The following is a 22,849-nucleotide window of genomic DNA, read 5'->3' on the forward strand; positions in this document are numbered from 1 at the left end:
CAGCCCCAAAGTTGTCCACAGCCGGGGAAGACCCTTGCGTTTTCCCCGTGATGGGGGTAGCGTTCCCGCGCCAAACGCTATTGAAACTAATCTCCATTAAGTGTTGAAAAAAGTTTTCATTAGCTTGGCGGTGTTTCTACTCGCGTTGCTTGGCGTCACCCCAGCAAGCGCACAGGTTGAACGCCTGGATCGCGGCCACATCGACGCGTTCAACGTCACCGCGGACGGCGGCGAGCTCACCCTGGACCTGAAGGAGGACGCCACCGGCACCCACGTGCGGAGGGCGCCGGAAGACGTGGAGTTAGTCGTCGGCAAGGATGCGTACACCGATCGCACCGCCGAGGTCCCGGAGATCGGCAAGGCCGGATACCTGCTGCCGCAGACGCAGCGCTCGGATCTGATTTGGCCGGGTTGGGACACGCAGGGCGCGCGCGATGTCGGCGCGATTGACCTGGAGTTCGTCGAGGTCACCGGCCCCGGCGAGGTGTACCTGTTCCAGACGGGCAGCTTCGGCTCGCTGGATGCGGTGCTTGAGGGCGGTGCGACGCGTTTGGAATCCGGTGCGGTCATCGCCCAGGAAGAGCCGGCGCACGTGCACGCGAACTGGCTGTTCACCGCGCCCGGCACCTACCAGATGCGCGTTGTGGCGGAGGGCGGCGGCTCGAGCTCGAACGAGGCCACATACACCTGGGTTGTCGGCGACGGTGAAGCGGCGCCCGCAGCACCGGCGCAGGCGACAACTTCTGAGGCGAGCGCAACGTCAGCCGCACCCGCAGCACCTGCGGCGCCGGCGAGCAAGGCGTCGACAAGCTCGGCCCCGAAGCAGGCTCCAAAGCAAGCCCCGAAGCAAGAAGCCAAGCCGGCCCCGGCCGAAGCTCAGCCCCAACCGGAGCCCGAGCAGCGCCCTGACGCTCTCGCGGAGACCGGTACGACGGTGATGACTGTCCCGTTCGCGGTCCTCGGCCTCGGCGTGGCGGTGTTTGGCGCGGCGATGTGCTGTCTGGACACGGCGTTGCGCCGCAAGCTGCTCGCGGGGGCGAAGCGGTGACGCGTGCGCGGGCGCTTGCCGCGTGCGCGCTCGCTGCCGGGCTCGCGGGGTGCGCGCAGGCTCCGGCGGAGGAGGGGGTGAACGTGGTGGCGTCGACAAGCATTCTTGCGGACGTCGTGCGCAACGTCGCCGGCGATAACGCCGAGGTCAAGACGCTGATGCGCCGCGGCGCCGACCCGCACTCGTACGAGCCGACGCTGCACAACACGCGCGATATCGCGTACGCGGACGCGGTGTTTACCAACGGGTTGTTGCTGGAGCCGCAGGCGCTGACCCGCACGATTGATGCGACGGCGCGCCCGCAGGCGCGGGTGGTGGCGCTGGCGGAGCAGACGCAGCGCTTCGGCTACGCGCCGATTCCGCTGGTGGAGGACGCGAGCCTGGACACGGTGTGGCTGGGGTTGCGGTTTGCGGCGGATCTGCCGCGCACGGCGGTGGCGGAGCTTGAGCTTGTCGACGCCTCCGGCCCCGGCACCGCCTCCGCCTTCATCCTCGGCACCTTTGGCACCCCGGAGCTGCTGTTTGACTCCACGGGTGGCGCCACCACGCTGCCAGTGGACGCGCACACCCACGTCAGCTGGGCTTTTTCCGCCCCCGGCGTGTACGAACTGAAGCTTCGCGCCTCAGTGCGCGACGCGGTGGACGCGCCGGTGCGCAGTCAGACGGAGCAGACGGTCACCCTCGTGGTGGGGCAGGACCCGGCCCAGGCCGCCCCGGGCAAGCATGCGGTGGAGCGCGGGCACGTGGACATCGCCACGGTCGCCGACAACGACAACACGCAGCTGACCCTGCGCACGGACGACGAGGGCGACCTGGACCCCGCGGGCACGGTGGTCGTGGTGCCGTCGAAGACGCTGCAGCCGATCCCGCCGCAGCGCGAGTTCCGCTTTCTCGGCGACCCGGGCGAGGAGACGTACCTGCTGCCGCAGGCGGTGCTGGGCCGCCACGTCCACGGCGAGCTGGATCCGCACATCTGGCACGACCCGGCCGCGATGGATGCGGTGGTGCAGGTGGTGCGCGACGAGCTGTCCGCGGCCGACCCGCGCCACGCCAGCACGTACGCCGACAACGCGGAGCGCTATCGCGCCCAGCTCAAGCAGGTGGCGCAGGAGGTGCGCGAGCAGATCGAGCAGGTCCCGGAGACCAACCGCAACCTGGTCACCACCCACCACGGCTACGCGTATCTGGCGCGCGCGTACGGGCTGCGTGTGGCCGGGTTTGTCACTCCGAATCCGCGCGTGGAGCCGAGCCCGCGCGACCTGATGGCGTTGTCGCGCACGCTGGAGAACTTGGGCGTGCCGGCGGTGTTCGTCGAACACGGCCAGGAAGACGAAACGCCCGTTTTGAACGAAACCGCTGCCTCGCACGGGGTTGAGGTGTGCCCGATCTGGGGCGACACCTTGGACCCGCCGGGGGAGGGGCCTGCGCAGACGTATGTGGATCTGGTGCGGGCCAATGGGGCGTCGATAAGCAAATGTTTGAAAGGACAACCATGAAGATTCCCGCCATTATCACCGCCGCAATGATCGCGGCCGCACCCGTCGCTGCCGCCCAGGTGCCGGACAACGACCCGGCGTTGCAGCAGGTCGTCGGCGCCGACGAGCAGGTCGCCCCGCTGGGCGAGCGCGCCGTTATCGACGCCGGCCACGCGGACCTGGGCCCCGTCTTCGCTGACGGCAAAATGCAGTTCCTGGTGCGCGACGACACGCAGGACACGCCCGTGTGGCGCCACCTCGAGGACGTGGTCTTCGCCGTCGGCGACGGCGCGAAGCAGACCCTGCCGGAGACCGACCAGTTCGCGTTCACCGGCGCGAAGCCGGGGGCCGAGGTGTGGGTGATCCCGCAGACCGAGGTCGCCGGCGTGCCGTGGCTGGGGTGGAACTCGCAGGCGCCATCGCTTCTGGAACGCTCCGCCAACGGGATGAGCCTGGAGTTCGGCGGACACGAGGGCCCGGGCCAGTTCTCCCTGTTTGTCCAGCCCGGCGGGTTCCACGAGCCGCAGCAGCTGTGGAACGAGCAGGAGACCGGCACGCAGTCGATGTGGGTGGAGCCGAACACGCACACCCACGCCAACTGGGTGTTCACCGAGCCGGGCGCTCACCTGGTGGGGGTGCGCGCGACGGTGGAAGACCAAGACGGCACCGTGCACACCGACGAGCAGGTCGTGCGCATCGCCGTGGGCGTGGACCCGGCGGAGGCGGCGGATGCGACGTTCGGCGAATTCCGGGCTGAGGGGCAGGCCGGCGCGGAGCAGCAGAACAACGGCCTGAAAATCGGGCTGCTGGCGGGCGCGGGCGTGCTGCTTCTCGCTTTGATTGCGCTGTTTGTTGTGCGGGGCCGCCGATGAGAAGGATTGAGGTGCGCGACCTGGCGGTGTCGTATCCGAGCCGCGACGTGTTCCGTGGGGTGGACCTCACGCTGCGCGGCGGCGAGTTCGTCGGCCTGCTCGGGCCCAACGGCGCGGGCAAGACCACCCTCATGCGTGCGGTGTTAGGCCTTATCCCCGCGGACGCCGGGACGGTTTCCGCTGGCAGGCGCCCGGTGCGCAAGGTGGTGGGGTACGTGCCGCAGGCGCACAACGTGGCCTGGGATTTCCCCATCGACGTCTATGACGCCACACTCAACGCCACTCTGGGCCAGCGCCCGTGGTGGCACCGCGCTGGCGAGCGCGAGCACCGTGCCGCCGAGCGAGCTTTGGCGATGGTCAACCTGACCGACCTGGCCGCGCGCCCAATCCACGACCTGTCCGGCGGCCAGCGCCAGCGTGTGCTTATCGCGCGCGCCCTGGTGCGGCGGCCGGGCATGCTGCTTCTCGACGAACCGTTTACCGGCCTGGACATCCCCACCACCGAGCACCTGCTGCGGCTGTTCCGCCGCCTGGTGGACCGGGGGCTCGGCGTTGTCATGTCCACCCACAACATCGCCGAGGCCATCGATTCCTGCGACCGCTTGGTGCTGTTCAACCGCGGGGTCGTCGCCGATGCTGCGACGCATGAGCTTAACGACGACGCCCCGTGGACCCGCACCTTCTCCGTCGACGAGGATTCACCGTGGCTGCGCGGCGTGCGAGCGCATTTGGAGGCTGCCCGTGCCTGAGATTTCGTTTGTGCAATTCCTGGCCGACATGGCCAACCCCCAGCTGGCGTTTCTGCCGCGCGCGCTGGCGGCCGCGGTGATCGCGGCGGTGCTGTGCGCGGTGGTGGGCTGTTTTGTGGTGCTGCGCGGCATGGCCTTTATCGGCGACGCGGTGGCGCACGCCGTCTTTCCGGGCATCGCGGTGGCGTTTGCGTGGCAGGTCTCCGTGCTGCTGGGCGGGGCGGTGGCCGGCGCGATCGTCGCGGTGTTGATCGCGGTGATGTCGCAGCGGCGCACCATTAAAGAGGACTCCGTGATCGGCATCGTGTTCACCGCCGCGTTCGCCTTCGGCCTGGTGGTGATCTCCCGTGCGGAGGGCTACACCGCCTCCGTCAGCTCGTTCCTGTTCGGCTCGCTGACGGGCGTCAGCTCCGCCACACTGGCCGTCCACGCCGTCGCCGGCGCGCTGATCGTGGCCGTGGTGGTGGCGCTTCGCCCGTGGCTCACAGCGGTGGCACTGGACCGGGAGACCGCCCGGGCGATGAACCTGCCGGTCGCCGCGCTGGATCTGGCGCTGTACCTGTGCGTGACTTTTGCAGTGGTGCTGGCGGTGCAGACGGTGGGCAACATCCTGGTGGTGGCCCTGCTGATCACCCCGGCCGCCGCGGCGCGCCTGTTCACGGACAAGCTGGGCGCGATGATGTGCATCGCCGCCGCGTTCGGCGTGGCCGGCAGCGTGATGGGGGTGTGGCTGGCGTGGTCCTACGACTCGCCCACGGGCGCGACCATCGTTTTGGCCGTGACCGCCATCTTCGCGCTGAGCTGGCTGTTCGCCCCGAAGCGCGGTGCGCTGGCCGGCTGGCTTCAGGGGGTGAAACGGTGAAGCGATTCGTCGCAGCAGCAGCCGCAGCAGTGCTCACGCTCGTGGCCGCGCCGCTGGCGCAGGCCTCGGAGCACAACCCCGGCGACCCGGGCCACAGCGTGGAACTGGGGAAGATCGACCACCCGTGCGCCGGGCGCAAACTGCTCTACCACTCCCACAACGACGCGCTCTACGGCACCTACAAAAACGACAAGCTCACCGTGATGGCAGTGGACGGCCAGCAGGTCACCGACCAGGAAAAGGTTTGCTTCCGCCTCGCCCCGGACGCGGATGCCGACGGCAACGACGTGTCCACCTTGACCGTGCCTGAGGACGGCTCCTTGGACTTCCTCGGCGAGCCCGGCACCACCGTGTGGGCCGCGCCGCAGTCCGCGGACTGGACCGACAGCTGGCGGCCCATCTGGTCGGGCCTGGGCGCGTTCGACCCCGCGCACGAGGCGGGCGACATCCCGGACAACTTCGTCGACGACGTCATGCACTTCGACCTGGTGGAGATGGACGGCCCCGGCGACGTCAACGTGTTTTTCTCCTCGCGCGTGGGTGACCCGGAGCGGCTGTTTAGCTCCGCAGACGAGGACATGCGCACCATCACCTACGACGTCGGCGGCCACGGCCACTTCACCTGGACGTTTTCCGAACCAGGCATCTACGAGATGACCTGGCAGGGCCGCGCCGAGCTCAAAGGCGGCGGGGTGGAGCGCTCCGAGCCGGTGACCCAGTACTGGCTTGTCGGCGACGACGCCACCGTCGGCCTCCCCGAGGGCACCACCACCGACCTGCGCACCCCCAACACCACGGAGGAAACCACCACCGCCAGCCCGACGACGAGCGCGAAGCCGTCGCCGAAGCCCGCGCCGCGGCCCACGTCGCGGCCCACGTCGACGCCCACGTCGCCGCCCACGTCGCCGCCCACGTCCACGACCGCGCCAACGCCCACGAGCACCGGTTCCGCCGCGGCCGAGGACCGGCGCAAGCTCATTGAGGCCGGACATATGGATATGGCGTTGGTGGCCGAAGGGTCGTCGATAGGCGCAGTGCTTATCGACGACTCCGACCCCCACAACCAGGCCAAACGCGAATCCGGCAGCTTCATTTTCGCCGTGCCCGACGCGGCCAAAAAGACGCTGCCGGAAGGTGCACGCGAGAGCTTCCCGGAGCCGCCTGAGGCGATGTGGATCCTGCCGCAGGCGCAGGAGAAGAACCTGCCTTGGCTGGGCTTTTCCACCACCCGGGTGGGCGCCGACGCGCTGTCGCAAGGTTCGAAGGTCACAGTGTCCATGCGCGACGTGTCCGGGCCCGGTCGCATCTACACCTGGCACGAGGACCTGCGGGGTTTGCGCGTGGAGCTGGACTCCGGCGACGCCTCCAAGCAACTTGAGTACCCGGTCAACGCGCACGACCACCAAGGCTTCGGGTTCACCGAACCCGGCGTGTACACCGCCACGTTCACTTTCGCCGGCACGTCCGCCTCCGGCGAGGACTTCTCCGAGGACTTGGTAGCCACCTTCGCCGTGGGCGACGAGGCCGTCGCCGCCGCACGCGACGGCCGCCTCGGCGACGCCGGCGCTGGCGGGGCCAGCGCCGGCAAGGGCAAGCTCACGCTGCCGGGCGCGCTCGCGGAAGGCATCCGTTCGCTGGAAAAGGAGATTAAGAAGGCGGGCGACACGCTCGCGCGCAAGACCAACGACGGCGGCAAAGGTGGTTCAGGGAATGTCTCGACGCTGGCAACCCCGGCGGCGCCGGCCCAGGCCGCTCCCGTCCAGCAATCTGCTCCCGCTCAGGCTGCGCCCGCGCGTGCAGCGGAGCCAGCCTCCGCGAAACCGGCGGCGCAGGCGCAGCGCGCGCCGGAACGCAGCCGAGCCAGCAATTCCTCAAGCAAGCCCAGCAACCGGCAAACCAGTAAAAGCAAGACCAGCGCCGACTCCCGGGAAGACTCCAAGTCCTCGAAGTCGGCGAGGTCCACCAGCAGCCCCGCGACGTCTGAGGCCCCAGCCGCGCCCGACGACTACGCCTCGTCGCGCAACCCCGCCGGCGGAAGCGAGACCGGTATCCATTCGTCGCTCGACGCAGCCGGCGCGCAGCCGGGCGACCAGGCGTCGGACACGTCACCGACCGCGGGAGGATTCTGGGCGGGCCTCGCCATCGGCGTGGGCGTCATGGCGCTCATCGGCGGGTGCGTTTTGTTCGTCGCGGCGGCGAGGTTGCTGCGGCGCGTGGAGCGGAGCGCGTCGTAAAGCAAGGGAACCGGAACTCTCTCCACTACGTCTAACGGATGGGGAGGGGTTTTATGGCGAGCTATATTCCGCGGCCGAGGCCGGGATTCTTGGACAATTTGGAGCGGCTGAGTAGAAGCGGTCCGCCCAGGTGGCGTGATCTCAAAGAAAAGCGTCTCTTTGAGTATGACCCTTTACACGGCCACATTGAGGGCTATAACCTGCGAGGAGAACACGTCGGCGTGTATGACGCAGTGAGCGGGATGCAAATCGGAGATCCAATTCGTGGAAGGAAGATCGATGTTTAAGACGTTTGTGGAACGGTGCTTGGAAGGCACCGCGCAACCGGATGACGTCGACGACTGGGTGACGGCCTGGCACAACTCCGAGCCAGGAAGCGAGGACCTCACGCTCTACGAGTACCTCGGTTTCACTCCGGAAGAGGGCGCGATTTGGGCGCGCTACGGCTCTAGGCTCGGCGAGATCCTGGAGAACCGCCGCCAAAACCGCCAGCTCGCGTGACCCGCGATTTGGTCAAACCCGCGTCCACCCGCTAGCATTCCCTACCGAAGTTTGAACGGCCCGCAAAGGCCGAGCTCAAGTTTCACCGAAGACCGTCGGTCACTCTCGTGAGGGAGTCGAAGGCGCTCCACTTACGGGGCCGACCCACGCAGGAGAAACGCGGCACACTCCAACGTATGCCTCGTGCTTCTGCACGGGGCATTTTTGCTTGATACGCGTCAGCTTCGCGCTAAGCGAACGTCGATAGGCAAGATGCTCCGGGCGGATTGAACAACATGAAGTTATCGGAAGGAGGCGTGTGTCATGGCAAACCCGAAGAACACTGCGGAACTTGCAGCTCTGAAGGAGAAGTTCGCTGAGGCGGATTCCCTCGTGCTGACTGAGTACCGTGGCCTGACCGTCGGCGAGCTGCAGCAGCTGCGCGGCGATATGGGCTTCGATGTCGAGTACCACGTCGCCAAGAACACCCTCATCAAGATCGCTGCAAACGAGCACGGTATTGAGGGTCTCGATGATCTTCTCACCGGCCCGACCGCCGTCGCGTTCATCAAGGGCGACGCTGCTGTCGACGCTGCGAAGGTGATGAAGAAGTTCAACAAGGACCACGACGCGTTCGTGATCAAGGGCGGCTACATGGACGGCAACGTCCTGGACGCTTCCCAGGTCGACGCTCTGGCCGAGATGGACAACCGCGAGACCACCCTTGCCAAGCTTGCTGGCGCATTCGAGGGCTCTCTGGCAAAGGCAGCCGGCCTGTTCCAGGCTCCGGCATCCAAGACGGCCCGCCTTGTCGCTGCACTGCAGGACAAGCAGGAAGCCGCATAAACACTCTTTTACATCCGGGCTGTAAACGCCCAACAACAGAAAGGAAGCCACAATGGCTAAGCTCACCAAGGACGAGCTCATCGAGCAGTTCAAGGAAATGACCCTCATCGAGCTCTCCGAGTTCCTGAAGGAGTTCGAGGAGGTCTTCGACGTGACCGCAGCCGCTCCGGTTGCTGTTGCAGCTGCAGGCGCTCCGGCCGCTGGCGGCGACGCTGCCGCTGAGGAGAAGGACGAGTTCGACGTCGTTCTCGAGGACGCTGGCGACAAGAAGATCGGCGTGATCAAGGTTGTCCGCGAGCTGGTTCCGGGCCTGGGCCTGAAGGACGCCAAGGAAATGGTCGAGGGTGCTCCGAAGGCAATCCTCGAGGGCGCCAACAAGGACGACGCCGAGGCTGCCAAGACCAAGCTCGAGGAGGCTGGCGCAAAGGTCACCCTCAAGTAAGAGCTTTTTGCTTGACGACGACACCCCCGTCGCCGGTATCCACTCCGGCGGGCGGGGGTTTCGCGTGTCTGGGGGACGAAACGCGTGTATTTTCGGGCGCAAACCGTGCTACCCGGAGGAGTGCACCTGTGATTTGCTTCCGAGTCGATGCAGCAAGTGTTTCAGCGCTGTTTGAACACGACGGGTCATTTCATGTGTTGCGTATGACTGAGACCCAGGATTTCAACGAGTTCGACGGCCAGCACTTCGAGGTGTTGGAAGTTCGAAAAGACACCGACGGCACCCCGCTGCCGCAATATGGCCTGACGGAGGCATTGGGGGCGTTGGTGGTTGAAAGCGACTTAGCTCCCGCGGTCCGTGACGCGTTGAATCAAGGTGGGGCGAAGATTGCGGAGGCGACGTTTGTCAGCCAGTTCGGCACTTACTACGGGTTCCGCGCTTTCAATCTGTACGAGGAGACGCCGGAGGCCCCGGTGTTTAGGACTCGCACTACGCCGTCGAACCCTGACCTGTGGATGGATCAGTACTACACCCCGCAGTTTGCGGAGTGGCTGAAGGCGAACTTCGACACCCGCGGGCTAAGCATCAACAGGGTGGAACGCGACCCATACTTCTACCGCCCGGACCGCACCTAGAGCGTTTTCGGAAAACGCTGGACATCCGTCTGGGATTTCGGCACGCTGGGTTGCAACGGTGACCCGCCTGGAGGGAGGCGTTTTGAACGAGTTGGTAAACGAATTCGCAGCATCCGTAGGGCTCCACACCCCGGTGCCGTCGCGCTGGGAGGAAATGCCCGATGATTTGCTGGAGCATTACATCGTGGGTATGACGGAGGCTGTTCGGCGAAATGAGTACACGCCAATTGGGGTTGACCAGATGGTGTGTGCCGTCAACGAGTTTCTCAAGGCACGGCATCATCGCTTCTTCGATGAGTTTGAAGAGATCTACTACGCGGTGCCTACCCTGACACCCCGCGACCAGGTGTTTTTCTCGTTGGACCGGTTGGCGGGGACGAAGGGACCATTGCTGGACCGGATGCTTGAGATGTATATGACGGATCGTCGCAGCATCGGGTCCACTAGCGAAATGATCAAAGAGTATTTCCAGCTCATGGTGGCCCGCAAGGGAAAGCAGCGCCACTGGGATCTCATCGCGCAAACCGCGGATACGCAGCGGGATATCGAGATGCTCGTTCTGTTCTCCAATAAGTTCAAGAAGAAATTGGATCGTCGCGGTGTGAATGCGTGGATACCTGAGCTTGATATCACGCAACGCGTAATCAGCGTCCCACCCACTACTGAGGATTAGGAGCCCCAATGATCATTCCGTTTTATGTCGCATTTAGCCAGGACGAATACGAGCAAGCGCAAGCGTCCGAAGCAGAGTCACGCCGGGACACGATCACGGAGGCGCTTGAGACGTCGAACCGTCCGGTGGCGGATATTGACCAGTTCTTCGGCGGTGTTGTCGAGGAATTGAAAGCCAGCCTTGATGAGGAAACTGCCAACAGCATCGTCTTCGGCGCCGCGGATTGGGACGGCGAAAACCTGACCGACGGGATGCGCATCAACACGCCAGACCAGGTAGGCAGCTTCGCCGAGGCGTTGGAGAGCGTTGAGCCGGAGGACTTCGACTCTCCCGACGCCGTGGAAACACTCATCGAGTTCTACACAGCAGCAGCGCAGCGTGGCGACGCCGTTGCGGTGTACTTCAGCTAGAGGAGATTCTCGCGATGGCGGCACTACCTACTCGATACGACACGGTCAGCGACGAAGAGCTGGATGCCTTTGTTTCCGATCTCACTGATCAACTCGCGGTATCCGACCGTGACTTAGATGCGGTGTCCGGCCTGGCCCGAGTCGTCGATGAGCATCTTCGTCCAAGGCATACGAAGCACTTCGACACCATCTACCGCTGCTATCTTGCGGAACCGCGGTTCGCAGTGCGCTTCCACATGTTCCAGTGCCTTGACCGCCTGACCGCGCACGACCCTGAATTGCTGGACCAGATGTTGGAACTCTACGAGCAAGACCACCGCACGGTCGACGCGCCGTACCCACGCGAAGAGATCAAGGGCTTATTCCAGTACCTCTTTGCCACGAAGGGGCATCAGCATCACTGGGATGCGGTAGCGCGGACCGCCAACACCGCGGCTGATCTGGATATGCTCAAAGCCTTGTCTTACAAGCCGAGAGAGACCAATACCAACGGCCTCGATACCTGGCTGCCCGGGCAAATCAGCTCCGAACATTAGACACTACTGCCGTTATGGCGGACCATCTGAACAGGATGTTTGCCGAAAACGGTGGAAATCTTTGCGGAGTTTCGGCACGCTTGACCGCAATGGTGTGATTCCGATGAGCGTCAGGAGGCCGACGCGATGAGTGGTCCGACCCGAAAGCAGCTTGTGGAGCGTTGGGAGGACGCCTGCACGCCTGAGATGTTGCTCGCCCCGTCGCCGTTCGGCTTGTTTGATGGCCGGGAAGATTTTCGTGGTTTTCACTGGACGTACCCGTTGGATAAGTGGGGGTTTCCGAAGAAGGTGTTTTCGGTCAGCGGGCAGACGGTTGACAATGTTGATCTCAGTTATGCGGAGATCAGTCCGTTTACAGCCCGAGAATTCACGCTGACTAATAGTTACGCTAAGCGGGCGAAGATCTTCGTGGCCGACTGGGTGCATGGCAGTGTGGCTGACTGCGAGTTTGAGCGTTGCACGGTGAAAGGTAGGATGCCCTGGCTTAAGACGACTGTGACTAATTGCGTGTTTCGGGCGTGCAAGTTTCCGGAGGTCTTTGCTTGGGGAGCGCGCTACGACAATTGCCAGGCCATTGACATGCGGTTGAAGGGGCCGGTAGGCGGAGGACTTAACAACCCGGTGTTGACCAATGTGACGGTGAGCGGCAAGTGGAAAGAGTGCAGTCTTGAAGAGACGGTCGAGGGGGATCAGCTCGTTGGCTGCGATTTCAGCGAGGTTGAATTTGGCACGGCCAGCTTCAAATACGTGGATATGCGCAAGGTGAAAATCCCGGCAGAGCTGCAGCGCCTCACTGTGCTGAACTGGGAGGATATTCGCGGACGCGTGGTGGAGCTGGTGAAGGAATTACATGAGGCGTCTTCCCAGGGGGAAGAAGCGTTTAAGCAGTCGAGCTTGGCGCTGATCTTCATGGAGGACGACTTCAGGGGACAACACGACGAAGCACCACGGCCCCGTGGCGCCCGATATTGCCTTGAACTCGATGCCTGGGCCGACTGGGGGCATAGTCACGACTACCTGTTGGGGTTGTACCGCGACGCGGGGGCGGAGTTCATGCGTGACCCGTTTGAAGAAAGTGAGGACTAAAGATGAGTATTAATGCAGGGTTTGAATACATCGACGGTGACTGGGAGATCGGCGATCCGGGTATTGGCCCCGAGGAAGACTGGATGATCAGCGTCGCCGATCTGGACATGTGTTTCATCACCATCAGCACCGCCGACGGTAATAAAGAGTACTTTTTCGGCGCGAACCCCACCCTTGTGGACGGGGTTGAGCCGGAGCACGTCCCTGACTACGACATCGAGAGGTTCGACGCATTCTTCGCCGAGCGTTACCCGGAGGCGAAGGACGGCATCGCGGAGTTTGTGCGCAAGTACCGCATTATGTCCACGGACACCGAGAGTAAGTTTGACGACGCGGCCAGCGACGGCGGCGACCTCGTTGCGTTGTGGTGCGAGACGTTGGGGCTGCCGAACCCGCTGAGCGCCGCTGCTTAGGGCTGATTAAAGATGTCTGATACCCCGGCAAAGCAACCTGGTCGCGTCGTTCCGTGGAGGTGGCCAATCGATCCGGATGTGCTCGAGCTCTCACTGTCGTGTGTGCCTGATTGGGTGCCGTCCGAGTACCGCGAATTTTTCGACTCGTACAACTCGTTCAATTTCGAACACGGCGAGTGGCTCTATCCGGAGATTCCGCCGGGTGATCCTTTGAGTATCAAGTCGATCCTGAGCAGTGTCCGCGAGGAAGCCGAGGCGTTCGGAGACGACCCTGACGCCTGGTTCCCGGTCGCGATCGTTGGTGATGGCGCGTACGCCGTGTACCACCGCAACGACGACGGTTCGGTCGAGTTTGGCCGCTACCACTTCTGGGACAGGCAGTACCTGGACGGGCCGTATCCCAGCATGGCCGAGTGGATGCGCACCTACGGGGTGGAGCTGTAGATCATGGAATTGCATGCTGTGCGTTACGACGATCGCACGTTCGACGAGCCCAGCGTCGACAACATCAACTTTTCGACGGTCCGATTCGAGTCCTGCACCATCACCCGCCCGCGCGGGAACCCGGGCAAGGTCAACGATATTGCGTTCATAGATACTGATTTGTCGGCCCCAGAGTTTGGCTTCCGTGCCGACTGGTTGAGCACCGTTACCGGTTCCACCCTGCGCGATGTGGTGATCGAGGGGCGCGGTGCACAGTTTCCAATTCGCGCGCGTGTGCTGGATTCGACGATTACTGGCGAGCTGCGCAATGTCGGTTTTGGCGAGCACTACCGCTACGACCAGCTCGACGGCGTCGACTTGTCCGGGTGCAAGCTGGAAAACGTCAGTTTCCAGGGCATCCCGATGGAGCGCGTGAAGCTTTCCCCGGAGGACGAGGCGCTGGTGGTCGAGGATTGGGCGTCGGTCGCAAACGACGTGTACTCGGTTGTTCGGGAGGCGATGGCGAGTCCCGACCAGAAGGTCGAGTACGCGTCCATCGAGGTTTTCGACGCCCTGTCGCAGGACGCATCGCTGTCCCGCAGCTCCAACAGCGGATTCAGTAGCGACGATTCGCTCGACTACGACGAGAGCCGCGGCGCGCGGTATGTCCACGAGCTCGCATTCACCGACAAGCCGGAGTGGTTCATGGACGTGATCCACTCGCTATACCGCAAGGTTGGCGACGGGCGGCTGGTTCCTGTCCTGTATCAGTAACGGTAGTTCGCAGCGCTGGCGCGCCCACCGGCTGCGCTACACTTTCCCACCATGCTGCCCACTTCCCGCATTCTTTCCGTGCTACTCGCCGGCGTCGGTGCTGCGCTGGTGGTGGCGGGGCTGCTGGCGCCGAGCGTGCTGCTTTCCGGCAACCGCCTGCCGTTGGCGCTGGGGGAGGCCACGTGGACCATCACGGACCCGAACGGCACCCGCGAGGGCGAGGCGGCGCCGGTGACGCGCCAGCTGCACATGGAGATCCAGGAGCCGTCCGACGGTGACACGGCGAGCGTGCGCGTGGGCGACACGCTGCGGGCGGGGGAGTCCGGTTCCGACTTCAATGACCTGCTCACGGCATCGACGTGGTCGTACGCCGTGGACCGCGTTTCAGGTGCCGCGCAAGGCCCGGCGGAGGCGCTGATGGTCATGGGCATGCCCGCAACACAGGTGCCTATCGACGGCGCGTGGTTGACCTTCCCCGCCCCCGCGCCGCAGGACACCGTCCAGGTCTTCGACGCGGTGCTGCGTGGCGCGGCGCCTGCGGAGTTTGCCGGTGAAGAGGAGATCGCCGGGCGTACGGTGTACCGCTATACCCAACGCATCGCGCCGACGAACGTGGCCATGCGCTACGCCGACCCGCGCAACACGCTCACGCTCGAGGACGACAACGGCGAGCCGCAGCGCACCTTCCTGCACCACGCCGCCGAGCGCGAAATCCTGGTGGATCAGGAAACCGGCGTGGTCGTGGGCATCGACGAGAAGGTGGACGACTACTACGCCGACGCAGAAGGCAACGGCGTGAAGAACGTGGTCACCTATGACGGGGTGATGGACCGGCAGGACGTCGAGAAGCTTGTGCGCAAAGTGGATGATGCGCAGACCGCCGCCGCGGACCGCGGGCTGTGGCGCGTGCTGGCCTGGGTCGGTGCGGCGCTGACCCTTGCGGGCCTGGCGGGCGCGCTGCGGCCGGGGCGTGCGGCGCGTCGCGATTGACCGCGCGCGGACGACGGGTGGTAGGCTTCCGGCAGCAACCGCACGAGTGACCCAGACGGCATCGGGCAACCCGGCGGACCGCAGGCGGGGGCCTTTACAAACGGGGGAGATTACTCTATGGTTGTTCTTTGCGCTGGAAGCCGTCTCCAGTACGCGTAGAGAGCCTTGTGCAACGGATTGAGAAAATCCGATTTGACAAGGTGATTTTGTTGTCTCTGGGGGCGGGTCTTCTAAAGCAGACCGAATGCTAACTTATCCTGCGGAAATGCCGCCGGGCCGCGAAGCCAGACGCGGTGTGGCGAGCCTCCGCCAGAGGTGCTGGAAGGACCCAACTTGGCAGTCTCAGACCAGACCATGAACATGGCTGATATCCCCGGGGCTCCCGAACGTTACTCGTTCGCGAAGATTAATGAGCCGATCACCGTCCCGGGACTTTTGGATGTACAGCTCGAATCCTTCGCGTGGCTCGTGGGCACGCCCGAGTGGCGCGAACGCGAGCAGGCCAACCGCGGCGACGATGCGCGCATCACGTCCGGCCTGGAGGACATCCTCGACGAGATCTCCCCGATCGAGGACTACTCCGGCAACATGAGCCTGACGCTGTCCGAGCCGCGCTTCGAAGACGTGAAGTACACGATCGACGAGTGCAAAGACAAAGACATCAACTACTCCGCGCCGCTGTACGTGACCGCGGAGTTCATCAACAACGACACGCAGGAGATCAAGTCCCAGACCGTGTTCATCGGCGACTTCCCGCTGATGACGGACAAGGGAACCTTCATCGTCAACGGCACCGAGCGTGTCGTGGTCTCCCAGCTCGTGCGTTCCCCGGGCGTGTACTTCGACGAGACCATCGACAAGTCCACGGAGCGCCCGCTGCACTCCGTGAAGGTCATCCCGTCGCGTGGTGCGTGGCTGGAGTTCGACGTGGACAAGCGCGACACCGTCGGCGTGCGCATCGACCGCAAGCGCCGCCAACCGGTCACCGTGCTGCTGAAGGCCCTGGGCTGGACCACCGAGCAGATCACGGAGCGCTTCGGCTTCTCCGAGATCATGATGTCCACCCTGGAAAACGACGGTGTGTCCAACACCGACGAGGCGCTGCTGGAGATCTACCGCAAGCAGCGCCCGGGCGAGCAGCCGACTCGCGACCTTGCGCAGTCCCTGCTGGAGAACTCCTTTTTCAAGGCCAAGCGCTACGACCTCGCCCGCGTGGGCCGCTACAAGACTAACCGCAAGTTGGGGCTTGGCGGCGACCACGACGGTCTGATGACGCTGACCGAAGAGGACATCGCCACCACGCTCGAGTACCTCGTGCGCCTGCACGCCGGTGAGACCGAGATGACCTCGCCGGAGGGCGAGATCATCCCGATCAACACCGACGACATCGACCACTTTGGCAACCGCCGTCTGCGTACCGTCGGCGAGCTGATCCAGAACCAGGTCCGCGTCGGCCTGTCGCGTATGGAGCGCGTCGTGCGCGAGCGCATGACCACCCAGGACGCGGAGTCGATCACCCCGACGTCGCTGATCAACGTGCGCCCGGTCTCGGCCGCCATCCGCGAGTTCTTCGGTACCTCGCAGCTGTCGCATTTCATGGACCAGAACAACTCCCTGTCCGGCCTGACCCACAAGCGCCGCCTGTCCGCGCTTGGTCCGGGCGGCCTGTCGCGCGAGCGCGCCGGCATCGAGGTGCGAGACGTGCACCCGTCCCACTACGGCCGTATGTGCCCGATTGAGACCCCGGAAGGCCCGAACATTGGCCTGATCGGCGCGCTGGCGTCCTACGCGCGCGTCAACCCGTTCGGCTTCATTGAGACGCCGTACCAGAAGGTCAACGACGGCAAGCTGACCGACCAGATCGACTACCTCACCGCAGACGAGGAGGACCGCTACGCCATCGCGCAGGCGGCCACCCCGATGGACAAGGACGGCAACCTCACCGGTGAGCGCATCGAGGTCCGCCTCAAGGAAGGCGACATCGGCGTCGTCGGCCCGCAGGGCGTGGACTACCTGGACATCTCCCCGCGCCAGATGGTCTCCGTCGCAACCGCGATGATTCCGTTCCTGGAGCACGACGATGCGAACCGTGCGCTGATGGGTGCGAACATGCAGAAGCAGGCCGTGCCGCTGCTGCGCGCCGAGTCCGCCTACGTGGCCACCGGCATGGAGCAGCGCGCCGCCTACGACGCTGGCGACACCGTCATCTCCAAGAAGGCCGGCGTGATCGAGAACGTCACCGGCGACTTCATCACCGTCATGGACGATGAGGGTGGCCGCGACACCTACATGCTGCGCACCTTCGAGCGCACCAACCAGGGCACCTGCTACAACCAGACCCCGATCGTCTCCGCGGGCGACCGCGTCGAGGCCGGCCAGGTCATCGCAGACGGCCCGGGCACCAAGAACGGCGAGATGGCGCTCGGCCGCAACCTGCTGGTCGCGTTCATGCCGTGGGAAGGCCACAACTACGAGGACGCCATCATCCTCAACCAGCGCGTGGTGGAGGAGGACATCCTCACCTCCGTGCACATTGAGGAGCACGAGATCGACGCCCGCGACACCAAGCTGGGCGCCGAGGAGATCACCCGCGAGATCCCGAACGTCTCCGAGGACGTGCTCAAGGACCTCGACGAGCGCGGCATCATCCGCATCGGCGCGGACGTGCGCGACGGCGACATCCTCGTTGGCAAGGTCACCCCGAAGGGCGAGACCGAGCTGACCCCGGAGGAGCGCCTGCTGCGCGCCATCTTCGGCGAGAAGGCCCGCGAGGTGCGCGACACCTCCCTGAAGGTGCCGCACGGCGAGCAGGGCAAGGTCATTGCCGTGCGCCGCTTCTCCCGCGAGGACGACGACGATCTGTCCCCGGGTGTCAACGAGATGATCCGCGTGTACGTGGCTCAGAAGCGCAAGATCCAGGACGGCGACAAGATGGCCGGCCGCCACGGCAACAAGGGTGTCGTGGGCAAGATCCTGCCGCAGGAAGACATGCCGTTCATGGCTGACGGCACCCCGGTGGACATCATCCTGAACACCCACGGTGTGCCGCGCCGTATGAACATCGGCCAGGTCCTGGAGATCCACCTGGGCTGGCTGGCCAAGGCCGGCTGGACCGTCAACCCGGACGACCCGGCAAACGCCAAGCTGCTGGAGACTCTGCCGGAGCACCTCTACGACGTGCCGGCTGATTCGCTCACCGCAACCCCGGTGTTCGACGGCGCCACCAACGACGAGATCGCAGGCCTGCTGGCAAACTCCAAGCCGAACCGCGACGGCGACGTCATGGTCGACGGCGAGGGCAAGACCACCCTGTTCGACGGCCGTTCCGGCGAGCCGTACAAGTACCCGGTTTCCGTCGGCTACATGTACATGCTCAAGCTGCACCACCTTGTGGACGAGAAGATCCACGCCCGTTCCACCGGCCCGTACTCCATGATTACGCAGCAGCCGCTGGGCGGTAAGGCCCAGTTCGGCGGCCAGCGCTTCGGCGAGATGGAGGTGTGGGCTATGCAGGCGTACGGCGCCGCTTACACCCTGCAGGAGCTTCTGACCATTAAGTCGGATGACGTGGTGGGCCGCGTGAAGGTCTACGAGGCGATTGTCAAGGGCGACAACATCCCGGATCCGGGCATTCCGGAGTCCTTCAAGGTGCTGCTCAAGGAGCTGCAGTCCCTGTGCCTGAACGTGGAGGTCCTCTCCACCGACGGCACGCCGATGGAGCTCGACGGCGACGACGACGAGTTCGATCAGGCCGGCTCCTCGCTTGGCATCAACCTTTCCCGTGACGAGGGTGCAGCGGCGGATACCGCCTAAGCGCCAGGTAGCCGTCGTAAAGCTTTTGCTTTTCGACGGCACGACGAACGAACAGCACACATCTAGAAGAAAAGGAATTTTTACGTGTTTGACGTAAACCTCTTCGACGAGCTTCGCATCGGCCTGGCCACCGCCGACGACATCCGCCGTTGGTCCCACGGCGAGGTGAAGAAGCCCGAGACCATTAACTACCGCACGCTTAAGCCGGAGAAGGACGGCCTGTTCTGCGAGCGCATCTTCGGCCCGACCCGCGACTGGGAGTGCGCCTGCGGCAAGTACAAGCGCGTCCGCTACAAGGGCATCATCTGCGAGCGCTGCGGCGTCGAGGTGACCAAGTCCAAGGTGCGCCGCGAGCGCATGGGCCACATCGAGCTGGCCGCCCCGGTGACGCACATCTGGTACTTCAAGGGCGTTCCGTCCCGCCTGGGCTACCTGCTGGACCTGGCGCCGAAGGACCTCGAGCGCATCATCTACTTCGCGGCGAACATCATCACCTCCGTTGACGAGGAGGCGCGCCACAACGACATGTCCACCCTCGAGGCGGAGATGTTGATGGAGAAGAAGGATGTCGAGGACGACACCAACTCCGAAATCGCGGACCGCGCGCAGAAGCTGGAGGAGGACCTCGCAGAGCTCGAGGCTTCCGGCGCAACCGCCGCTGCCCGCAAGAAGGTGCAGAACGCCGCCGACAAGGAGATGCAGCACCTGCGCGAGGCCGGCGAGCGCGAGGTTGAGCGCCTCGACGAGATCTGGACCACCTTCCAGAAGCTCGCCCCGAAGCAGATGATCATCGACGAGAACCTCTACGAGGAGCTCGTTGACCGCTACGAGGACTACTTCACCGGCGGTATGGGCGCGGAGGCGATCCAGACCCTGATCCGCAACTTCGACCTCGACGCCGAGGCCGAGGAGCTGCGCGGCATCATCGCCGAGGGCAAGGGCCAGAAGAAGGTCCGTGCCCTGAAGCGCCTGCGCGTCGTCGCCGCGTTCCAGCGCTCCGGCAACGACCCGGCCGGCATGATCCTGGACGCGATCCCGGTGATCCCGCCGGAGCTGCGCCCGATGGTCCAGCTCGACGGTGGCCGCTTCGCCACCTCCGACCTGAACGACCTGTACCGCCGCGTGATCAACCGCAACAACCGTTTGAAGCGCATGATCGACCTGGGCGCGCCCGAGATCATCGTGAACAACGAGAAGCGCATGCTGCAGGAGTCCGTTGACGCCCTGTTCGACAACGGCCGCCGCGGCCGTCCGGTCACCGGCCCGGGCACCCGCCCGCTGAAGTCCCTGTCCGACCTGCTCAAGGGCAAGCAGGGCCGCTTCCGCCAGAACCTGCTGGGCAAGCGCGTGGACTACTCCGGCCGTTCCGTGATTATCGTCGGCCCGCAGCTGAAGCTGCACGAGTGCGGTCTGCCGAAGCGTATGGCGCTGGAGCTGTTCAAGCCGTTCGTGATGAAGCGACTGGTGGACAACGACTACGCGCAGAACATCAAGTCCGCCAAGCGCATGGTGGAGCGTCAGCGCCCCGAGGTGTGGGACGTGCTGGAAGAGGCGATTTCGGAGCACCCGGTGCTGCTCAACCGCGCACCGACGCTGCACCGCCTGGGCATCCAGGCCTTCGAGCCGAAGCTGGTCGAGGGTAAGGCCATCCAGCTGCACCCGCTGGCCTGTGAGGCGTTCAACGCCGACTTCGACGGCGACCAGATGGCAGTCCACCTGCCGCTGTCCGCTGAGGCGCAGGCTGAGGCCCGCGTGCTCATGCTGTCGTCGAACAACATCCTGTCCCCGGCGTCCGGCAAGCCGCTGGCGATGCCGCGCCTGGACATGGTCACCGGCCTGTACTTCCTGACCATGCTCAAGGGCCCGCAGGAGATCGGCGGCGAGGGCGCGTACGCACCTGCCGACGAAAACGGTCCGGCCCGCGGCGTCTACTCGTCCTACCGCGAGGCCATCATGGCCTACGACCTGGGCGTTTTGGGTCTGCAGGCCCCGATCAAGGTCCGCATCGACCACCTGCGTCCGACCCCGGAGATCGAGGCGGAGCAGTTCCCGGACGGCTGGGAAAAGGGTCAGGCTTGGATGACGGACACCACCCTGGGCCGCATCATGTTCAACGAGCTTTTGCCGTTCAACTTCCCGTACCAGGAAGGCGCCATGGTCCGTAAGGGCGGTGGCGGCGGCAAGGTGCTGCTGGGCGACATCATCCAGTCCATGGTTGAGAAGTACCCGATGATCACCGTCGCGCAGGTGCTGGACAAGATGAAGGATGCCGGCTTCTACTGGGCGACGCGTTCCGGCGTGACCATCTCCATGGCCGACGTGCTCATCCTCCCGAACAAGACCGAGGTCCTCGAGCAGTACGAGAAGGAAGCCGAGGCCATCGAGCGCAAGTTCTGGGAGAAGGGTGCGCTGACCGAGGAGAACCGCTACGACCGCCTGGTCGAGCTGTGGCAGGACGCCACCAACAAGGTGGGCCAGGCCGTGGAGGACCTGTACCCGGACGACAACCCGATTCCGATGATCGTGAAGTCCGGTGCTGCCGGTAACATGCGCCAGATCTGGACCCTGGCCGGCATGAAGGGCATGGTCGTGAACTCGCGTGGTGAGTACATCACCCGCCCGATCAAGACCTCCTTCCGCGAGGGCCTGTCCGTGATGGAGTACTTCAACAACTCCCACGGTTCCCGCAAGGGCCTGGCAGATACCGCGCTTCGTACCGCGGACTCCGGCTACCTCACCCGCCGTCTGGTGGACGTGGCGCAGGACGTCATCGTCCGCGAGGAGGACTGTGGCACCCGCCAGGGCGTCAAGGTTCCGGTTGCGGTCGAGGCCGGCGGTTCATTCGTGCGCCACGACCTAGTTGAGACCTCCGTGTCCGGCCGCGTCCTGGCCGCCGACGTCAAGGGCGCCGACGACAAGGTCATCGCCGAGGCCGGCACCGAGCTGACCGAGGAGCGTATCGACGAGCTCGTGGCCGCCGGTGTCACCGAGATCAAGGTCCGTTCCGTGCTGACCTGCCAGACCCCGACCGGTGTCTGCGCCAAGTGCTACGGCAAGTCCATGGCGTCCGGCCAGCTCGTGGACATCGGCGAGGCTGTCGGCATCGTGGCTGCGCAGTCCATTGGTGAGCCGGGTACGCAGCTGACCATGCGTACCTTCCACCAGGGCGGCGTCGGCGGCGACATCACCGGCGGTCTGCCGCGTGTGCAGGAGCTGTTCGAGGCCCGTGTGCCGAAGAACCGCGCCCCGATCGCATCCGTGGCGGGCACCATCTCGCTCGAGGACGAGGGCAATTTCTGGACCCTGACCATCCACCCGGACGACGGCTCCGACGTGGTGGTCTACGAGAAGCTGTCCAAGCGCCAGGGCCTGGCCCAGGTGCGCCGCCCGATGGAGTCCAACCCGGAGGCCATGATCGAGCGCGGCCTGCGCGAGGGCGACCACGTCGAGGTGGGCGAGCGTCTGCTCCGCGGCGCTGCCGACCCGCACGACGTGCTCGAGGTCCTCGGCCGCCGCGGTGTGGAAAAGCACCTGATCGACGAGGTCCAGGCTGTGTACCGCACCCAGGGTGTGTCCATCCACGACAAGCACATCGAGATCATCATCCGCCAGATGCTGCGCCGCGGCACCGTCATCGACTCTGGTTCCACCGAGTTCCTGCCGGGCACCCTGGTGGATCTGTCCGAGGCACGCCAGGTCAACGCCGCAGCTGTGGCGGACGGCGGCGAGCCGGCGGAGATGCGCTCCGAGATCATGGGCATCACCAAGGCCTCGCTGGCCACGGAGTCCTGGCTGTCGGCGGCCTCCTTCCAGGAGACCACCCGCGTGCTCACGGACGCCGCGATCAACAAGCGTTCCGACAAGCTGATCGGCCTGAAGGAGAACGTGATCATCGGCAAGCTGATCCCGGCCGGTACGGGTATTTCCCGCTACCGCAACATCCAGGTCAAGCCGACCGAGGCAGCGCGCTCCGCGGCGTACTCCATCCCGACGTTCGGCGACTCGATCTACGGCGACGAGGGCTACGGCGAGTTCACCGGCGCCTCCGTCCCGATGGACGAGTTCGGCTTCGAGGAGCTGTAACACCA

At 64.8% G+C, this 22,849-nt stretch carries 21 protein-coding genes; all 21 read left to right on the forward strand.

What is annotated here, in order from left to right; all coding sequences use genetic code 11:
* The first annotated feature begins 103 nt into the window (after positions 1-103).
* The 21 genes from ACX1NL_RS01755 to ACX1NL_RS01855 all read left to right on the forward strand — a co-directional run bounded on the left by ACX1NL_RS01755 (position 104) and on the right by ACX1NL_RS01855 (position 22,844).
* Entirely contained in the window at positions 104-1,048 is a 945-nt protein-coding gene (locus ACX1NL_RS01755) for a choice-of-anchor M domain-containing protein (protein ID WP_181890046.1), read from the forward strand.
* Positions 1,045-2,544: an anchored repeat ABC transporter, substrate-binding protein gene (locus ACX1NL_RS01760; RefSeq protein ID WP_458898461.1), complete on the forward strand. Its 1,500-nt coding sequence runs from the start codon at positions 1,045-1,047 to the stop codon at positions 2,542-2,544. Before ACX1NL_RS01755 ends, ACX1NL_RS01760 begins: the two co-directional genes overlap by 4 nt.
* Positions 2,541-3,395, forward strand: a complete 855-nt coding sequence (locus ACX1NL_RS01765) for a choice-of-anchor M domain-containing protein (RefSeq protein ID WP_458898462.1) — start codon at positions 2,541-2,543, stop codon at positions 3,393-3,395. The genes ACX1NL_RS01760 and ACX1NL_RS01765 overlap by 4 nt, the downstream gene beginning before the upstream one ends.
* Positions 3,392-4,144 carry an anchored repeat-type ABC transporter ATP-binding subunit gene (locus ACX1NL_RS01770; RefSeq protein WP_301612411.1) on the forward strand — a complete coding sequence of 251 codons (753 nt, stop codon included), beginning with the start codon at positions 3,392-3,394 and terminating at the stop codon, positions 4,142-4,144. Before ACX1NL_RS01765 ends, ACX1NL_RS01770 begins: the two co-directional genes overlap by 4 nt.
* 28 nt (positions 4,145-4,172) lie before the next feature.
* The gene (locus tag ACX1NL_RS01775; protein ID WP_239356006.1) at positions 4,173-5,006 is read left to right on the forward strand and encodes an anchored repeat-type ABC transporter permease subunit; all 834 of its coding nucleotides are present in this window, start codon (positions 4,173-4,175) and stop codon (positions 5,004-5,006) included.
* Complete coding sequence (locus tag ACX1NL_RS01780; protein WP_458898463.1) at positions 5,003-7,240, forward strand: choice-of-anchor M domain-containing protein; 2,238 nt, start codon at positions 5,003-5,005, stop codon at positions 7,238-7,240. Before ACX1NL_RS01775 ends, ACX1NL_RS01780 begins: the two co-directional genes overlap by 4 nt.
* 53 nt (positions 7,241-7,293) lie before the next feature.
* The gene (locus ACX1NL_RS01785) at positions 7,294-7,527 is read left to right on the forward strand and encodes a colicin E3/pyocin S6 family cytotoxin (RefSeq protein WP_458898464.1); all 234 of its coding nucleotides are present in this window, start codon (positions 7,294-7,296) and stop codon (positions 7,525-7,527) included.
* Positions 7,520-7,741, forward strand: a complete 222-nt coding sequence (locus ACX1NL_RS01790; protein ID WP_458898465.1) for a hypothetical protein — start codon at positions 7,520-7,522, stop codon at positions 7,739-7,741. The genes ACX1NL_RS01785 and ACX1NL_RS01790 overlap by 8 nt, the downstream gene beginning before the upstream one ends.
* A gap of 303 nt (positions 7,742-8,044) precedes the next feature.
* Complete coding sequence (rplJ, locus tag ACX1NL_RS01795; protein WP_458898466.1) at positions 8,045-8,566, forward strand: 50S ribosomal protein L10; 522 nt, start codon at positions 8,045-8,047, stop codon at positions 8,564-8,566.
* Positions 8,567-8,618: 52 nt separating this feature from the next.
* Positions 8,619-9,008, forward strand: coding sequence for a 50S ribosomal protein L7/L12 (gene rplL / locus ACX1NL_RS01800; RefSeq protein WP_458898467.1), 390 nt, complete (start codon positions 8,619-8,621; stop codon positions 9,006-9,008).
* A gap of 203 nt (positions 9,009-9,211) precedes the next feature.
* A complete protein-coding gene (locus ACX1NL_RS01805) occupies positions 9,212-9,643 on the forward strand; it encodes a hypothetical protein (RefSeq protein ID WP_458898468.1) in 432 nt (143 codons plus the stop codon).
* Between the two features lie 58 nt (positions 9,644-9,701).
* Complete coding sequence (locus ACX1NL_RS01810) at positions 9,702-10,316, forward strand: hypothetical protein (RefSeq protein WP_085956834.1); 615 nt, start codon at positions 9,702-9,704, stop codon at positions 10,314-10,316.
* Positions 10,317-10,324: 8 nt separating this feature from the next.
* Entirely contained in the window at positions 10,325-10,726 is a 402-nt protein-coding gene (locus ACX1NL_RS01815) for a DUF1877 family protein (protein WP_085956833.1), read from the forward strand.
* Positions 10,727-10,740: 14 nt separating this feature from the next.
* Positions 10,741-11,262 carry a hypothetical protein gene (locus ACX1NL_RS01820; RefSeq protein WP_085956832.1) on the forward strand — a complete coding sequence of 174 codons (522 nt, stop codon included), beginning with the start codon at positions 10,741-10,743 and terminating at the stop codon, positions 11,260-11,262.
* A 126-nt stretch (positions 11,263-11,388) separates the two neighbouring features.
* Positions 11,389-12,348, forward strand: a complete 960-nt coding sequence (locus ACX1NL_RS01825; RefSeq protein ID WP_143338949.1) for a hypothetical protein — start codon at positions 11,389-11,391, stop codon at positions 12,346-12,348.
* Between the two features lie 2 nt (positions 12,349-12,350).
* On the forward strand, positions 12,351-12,761 hold the full coding sequence (locus ACX1NL_RS01830) for a hypothetical protein (protein WP_085956830.1): 411 nt from the start codon (positions 12,351-12,353) through the stop codon (positions 12,759-12,761).
* A 102-nt stretch (positions 12,762-12,863) separates the two neighbouring features.
* Complete coding sequence (locus ACX1NL_RS01835; RefSeq protein ID WP_143338948.1) at positions 12,864-13,205, forward strand: SMI1/KNR4 family protein; 342 nt, start codon at positions 12,864-12,866, stop codon at positions 13,203-13,205.
* 3 nt (positions 13,206-13,208) lie between these two features.
* A complete protein-coding gene (locus tag ACX1NL_RS01840) occupies positions 13,209-13,958 on the forward strand; it encodes a hypothetical protein (RefSeq protein WP_085956828.1) in 750 nt (249 codons plus the stop codon).
* A gap of 51 nt (positions 13,959-14,009) precedes the next feature.
* Entirely contained in the window at positions 14,010-14,948 is a 939-nt protein-coding gene (locus ACX1NL_RS01845; protein ID WP_085956827.1) for a PorA family protein, read from the forward strand.
* A gap of 315 nt (positions 14,949-15,263) precedes the next feature.
* Complete coding sequence (gene rpoB, locus ACX1NL_RS01850) at positions 15,264-18,761, forward strand: DNA-directed RNA polymerase subunit beta (RefSeq protein ID WP_458898469.1); 3,498 nt, start codon at positions 15,264-15,266, stop codon at positions 18,759-18,761.
* 84 nt (positions 18,762-18,845) lie between these two features.
* Positions 18,846-22,844 (forward strand): DNA-directed RNA polymerase subunit beta', encoded by a 3,999-nt coding sequence (locus ACX1NL_RS01855; RefSeq protein ID WP_458898470.1) that lies wholly within the window; start codon positions 18,846-18,848, stop codon positions 22,842-22,844.
* Positions 22,845-22,849: the final 5 nt, after the last annotated feature.

This window comes from Corynebacterium sp. CQ3829_602738, assembly GCF_054478435.1.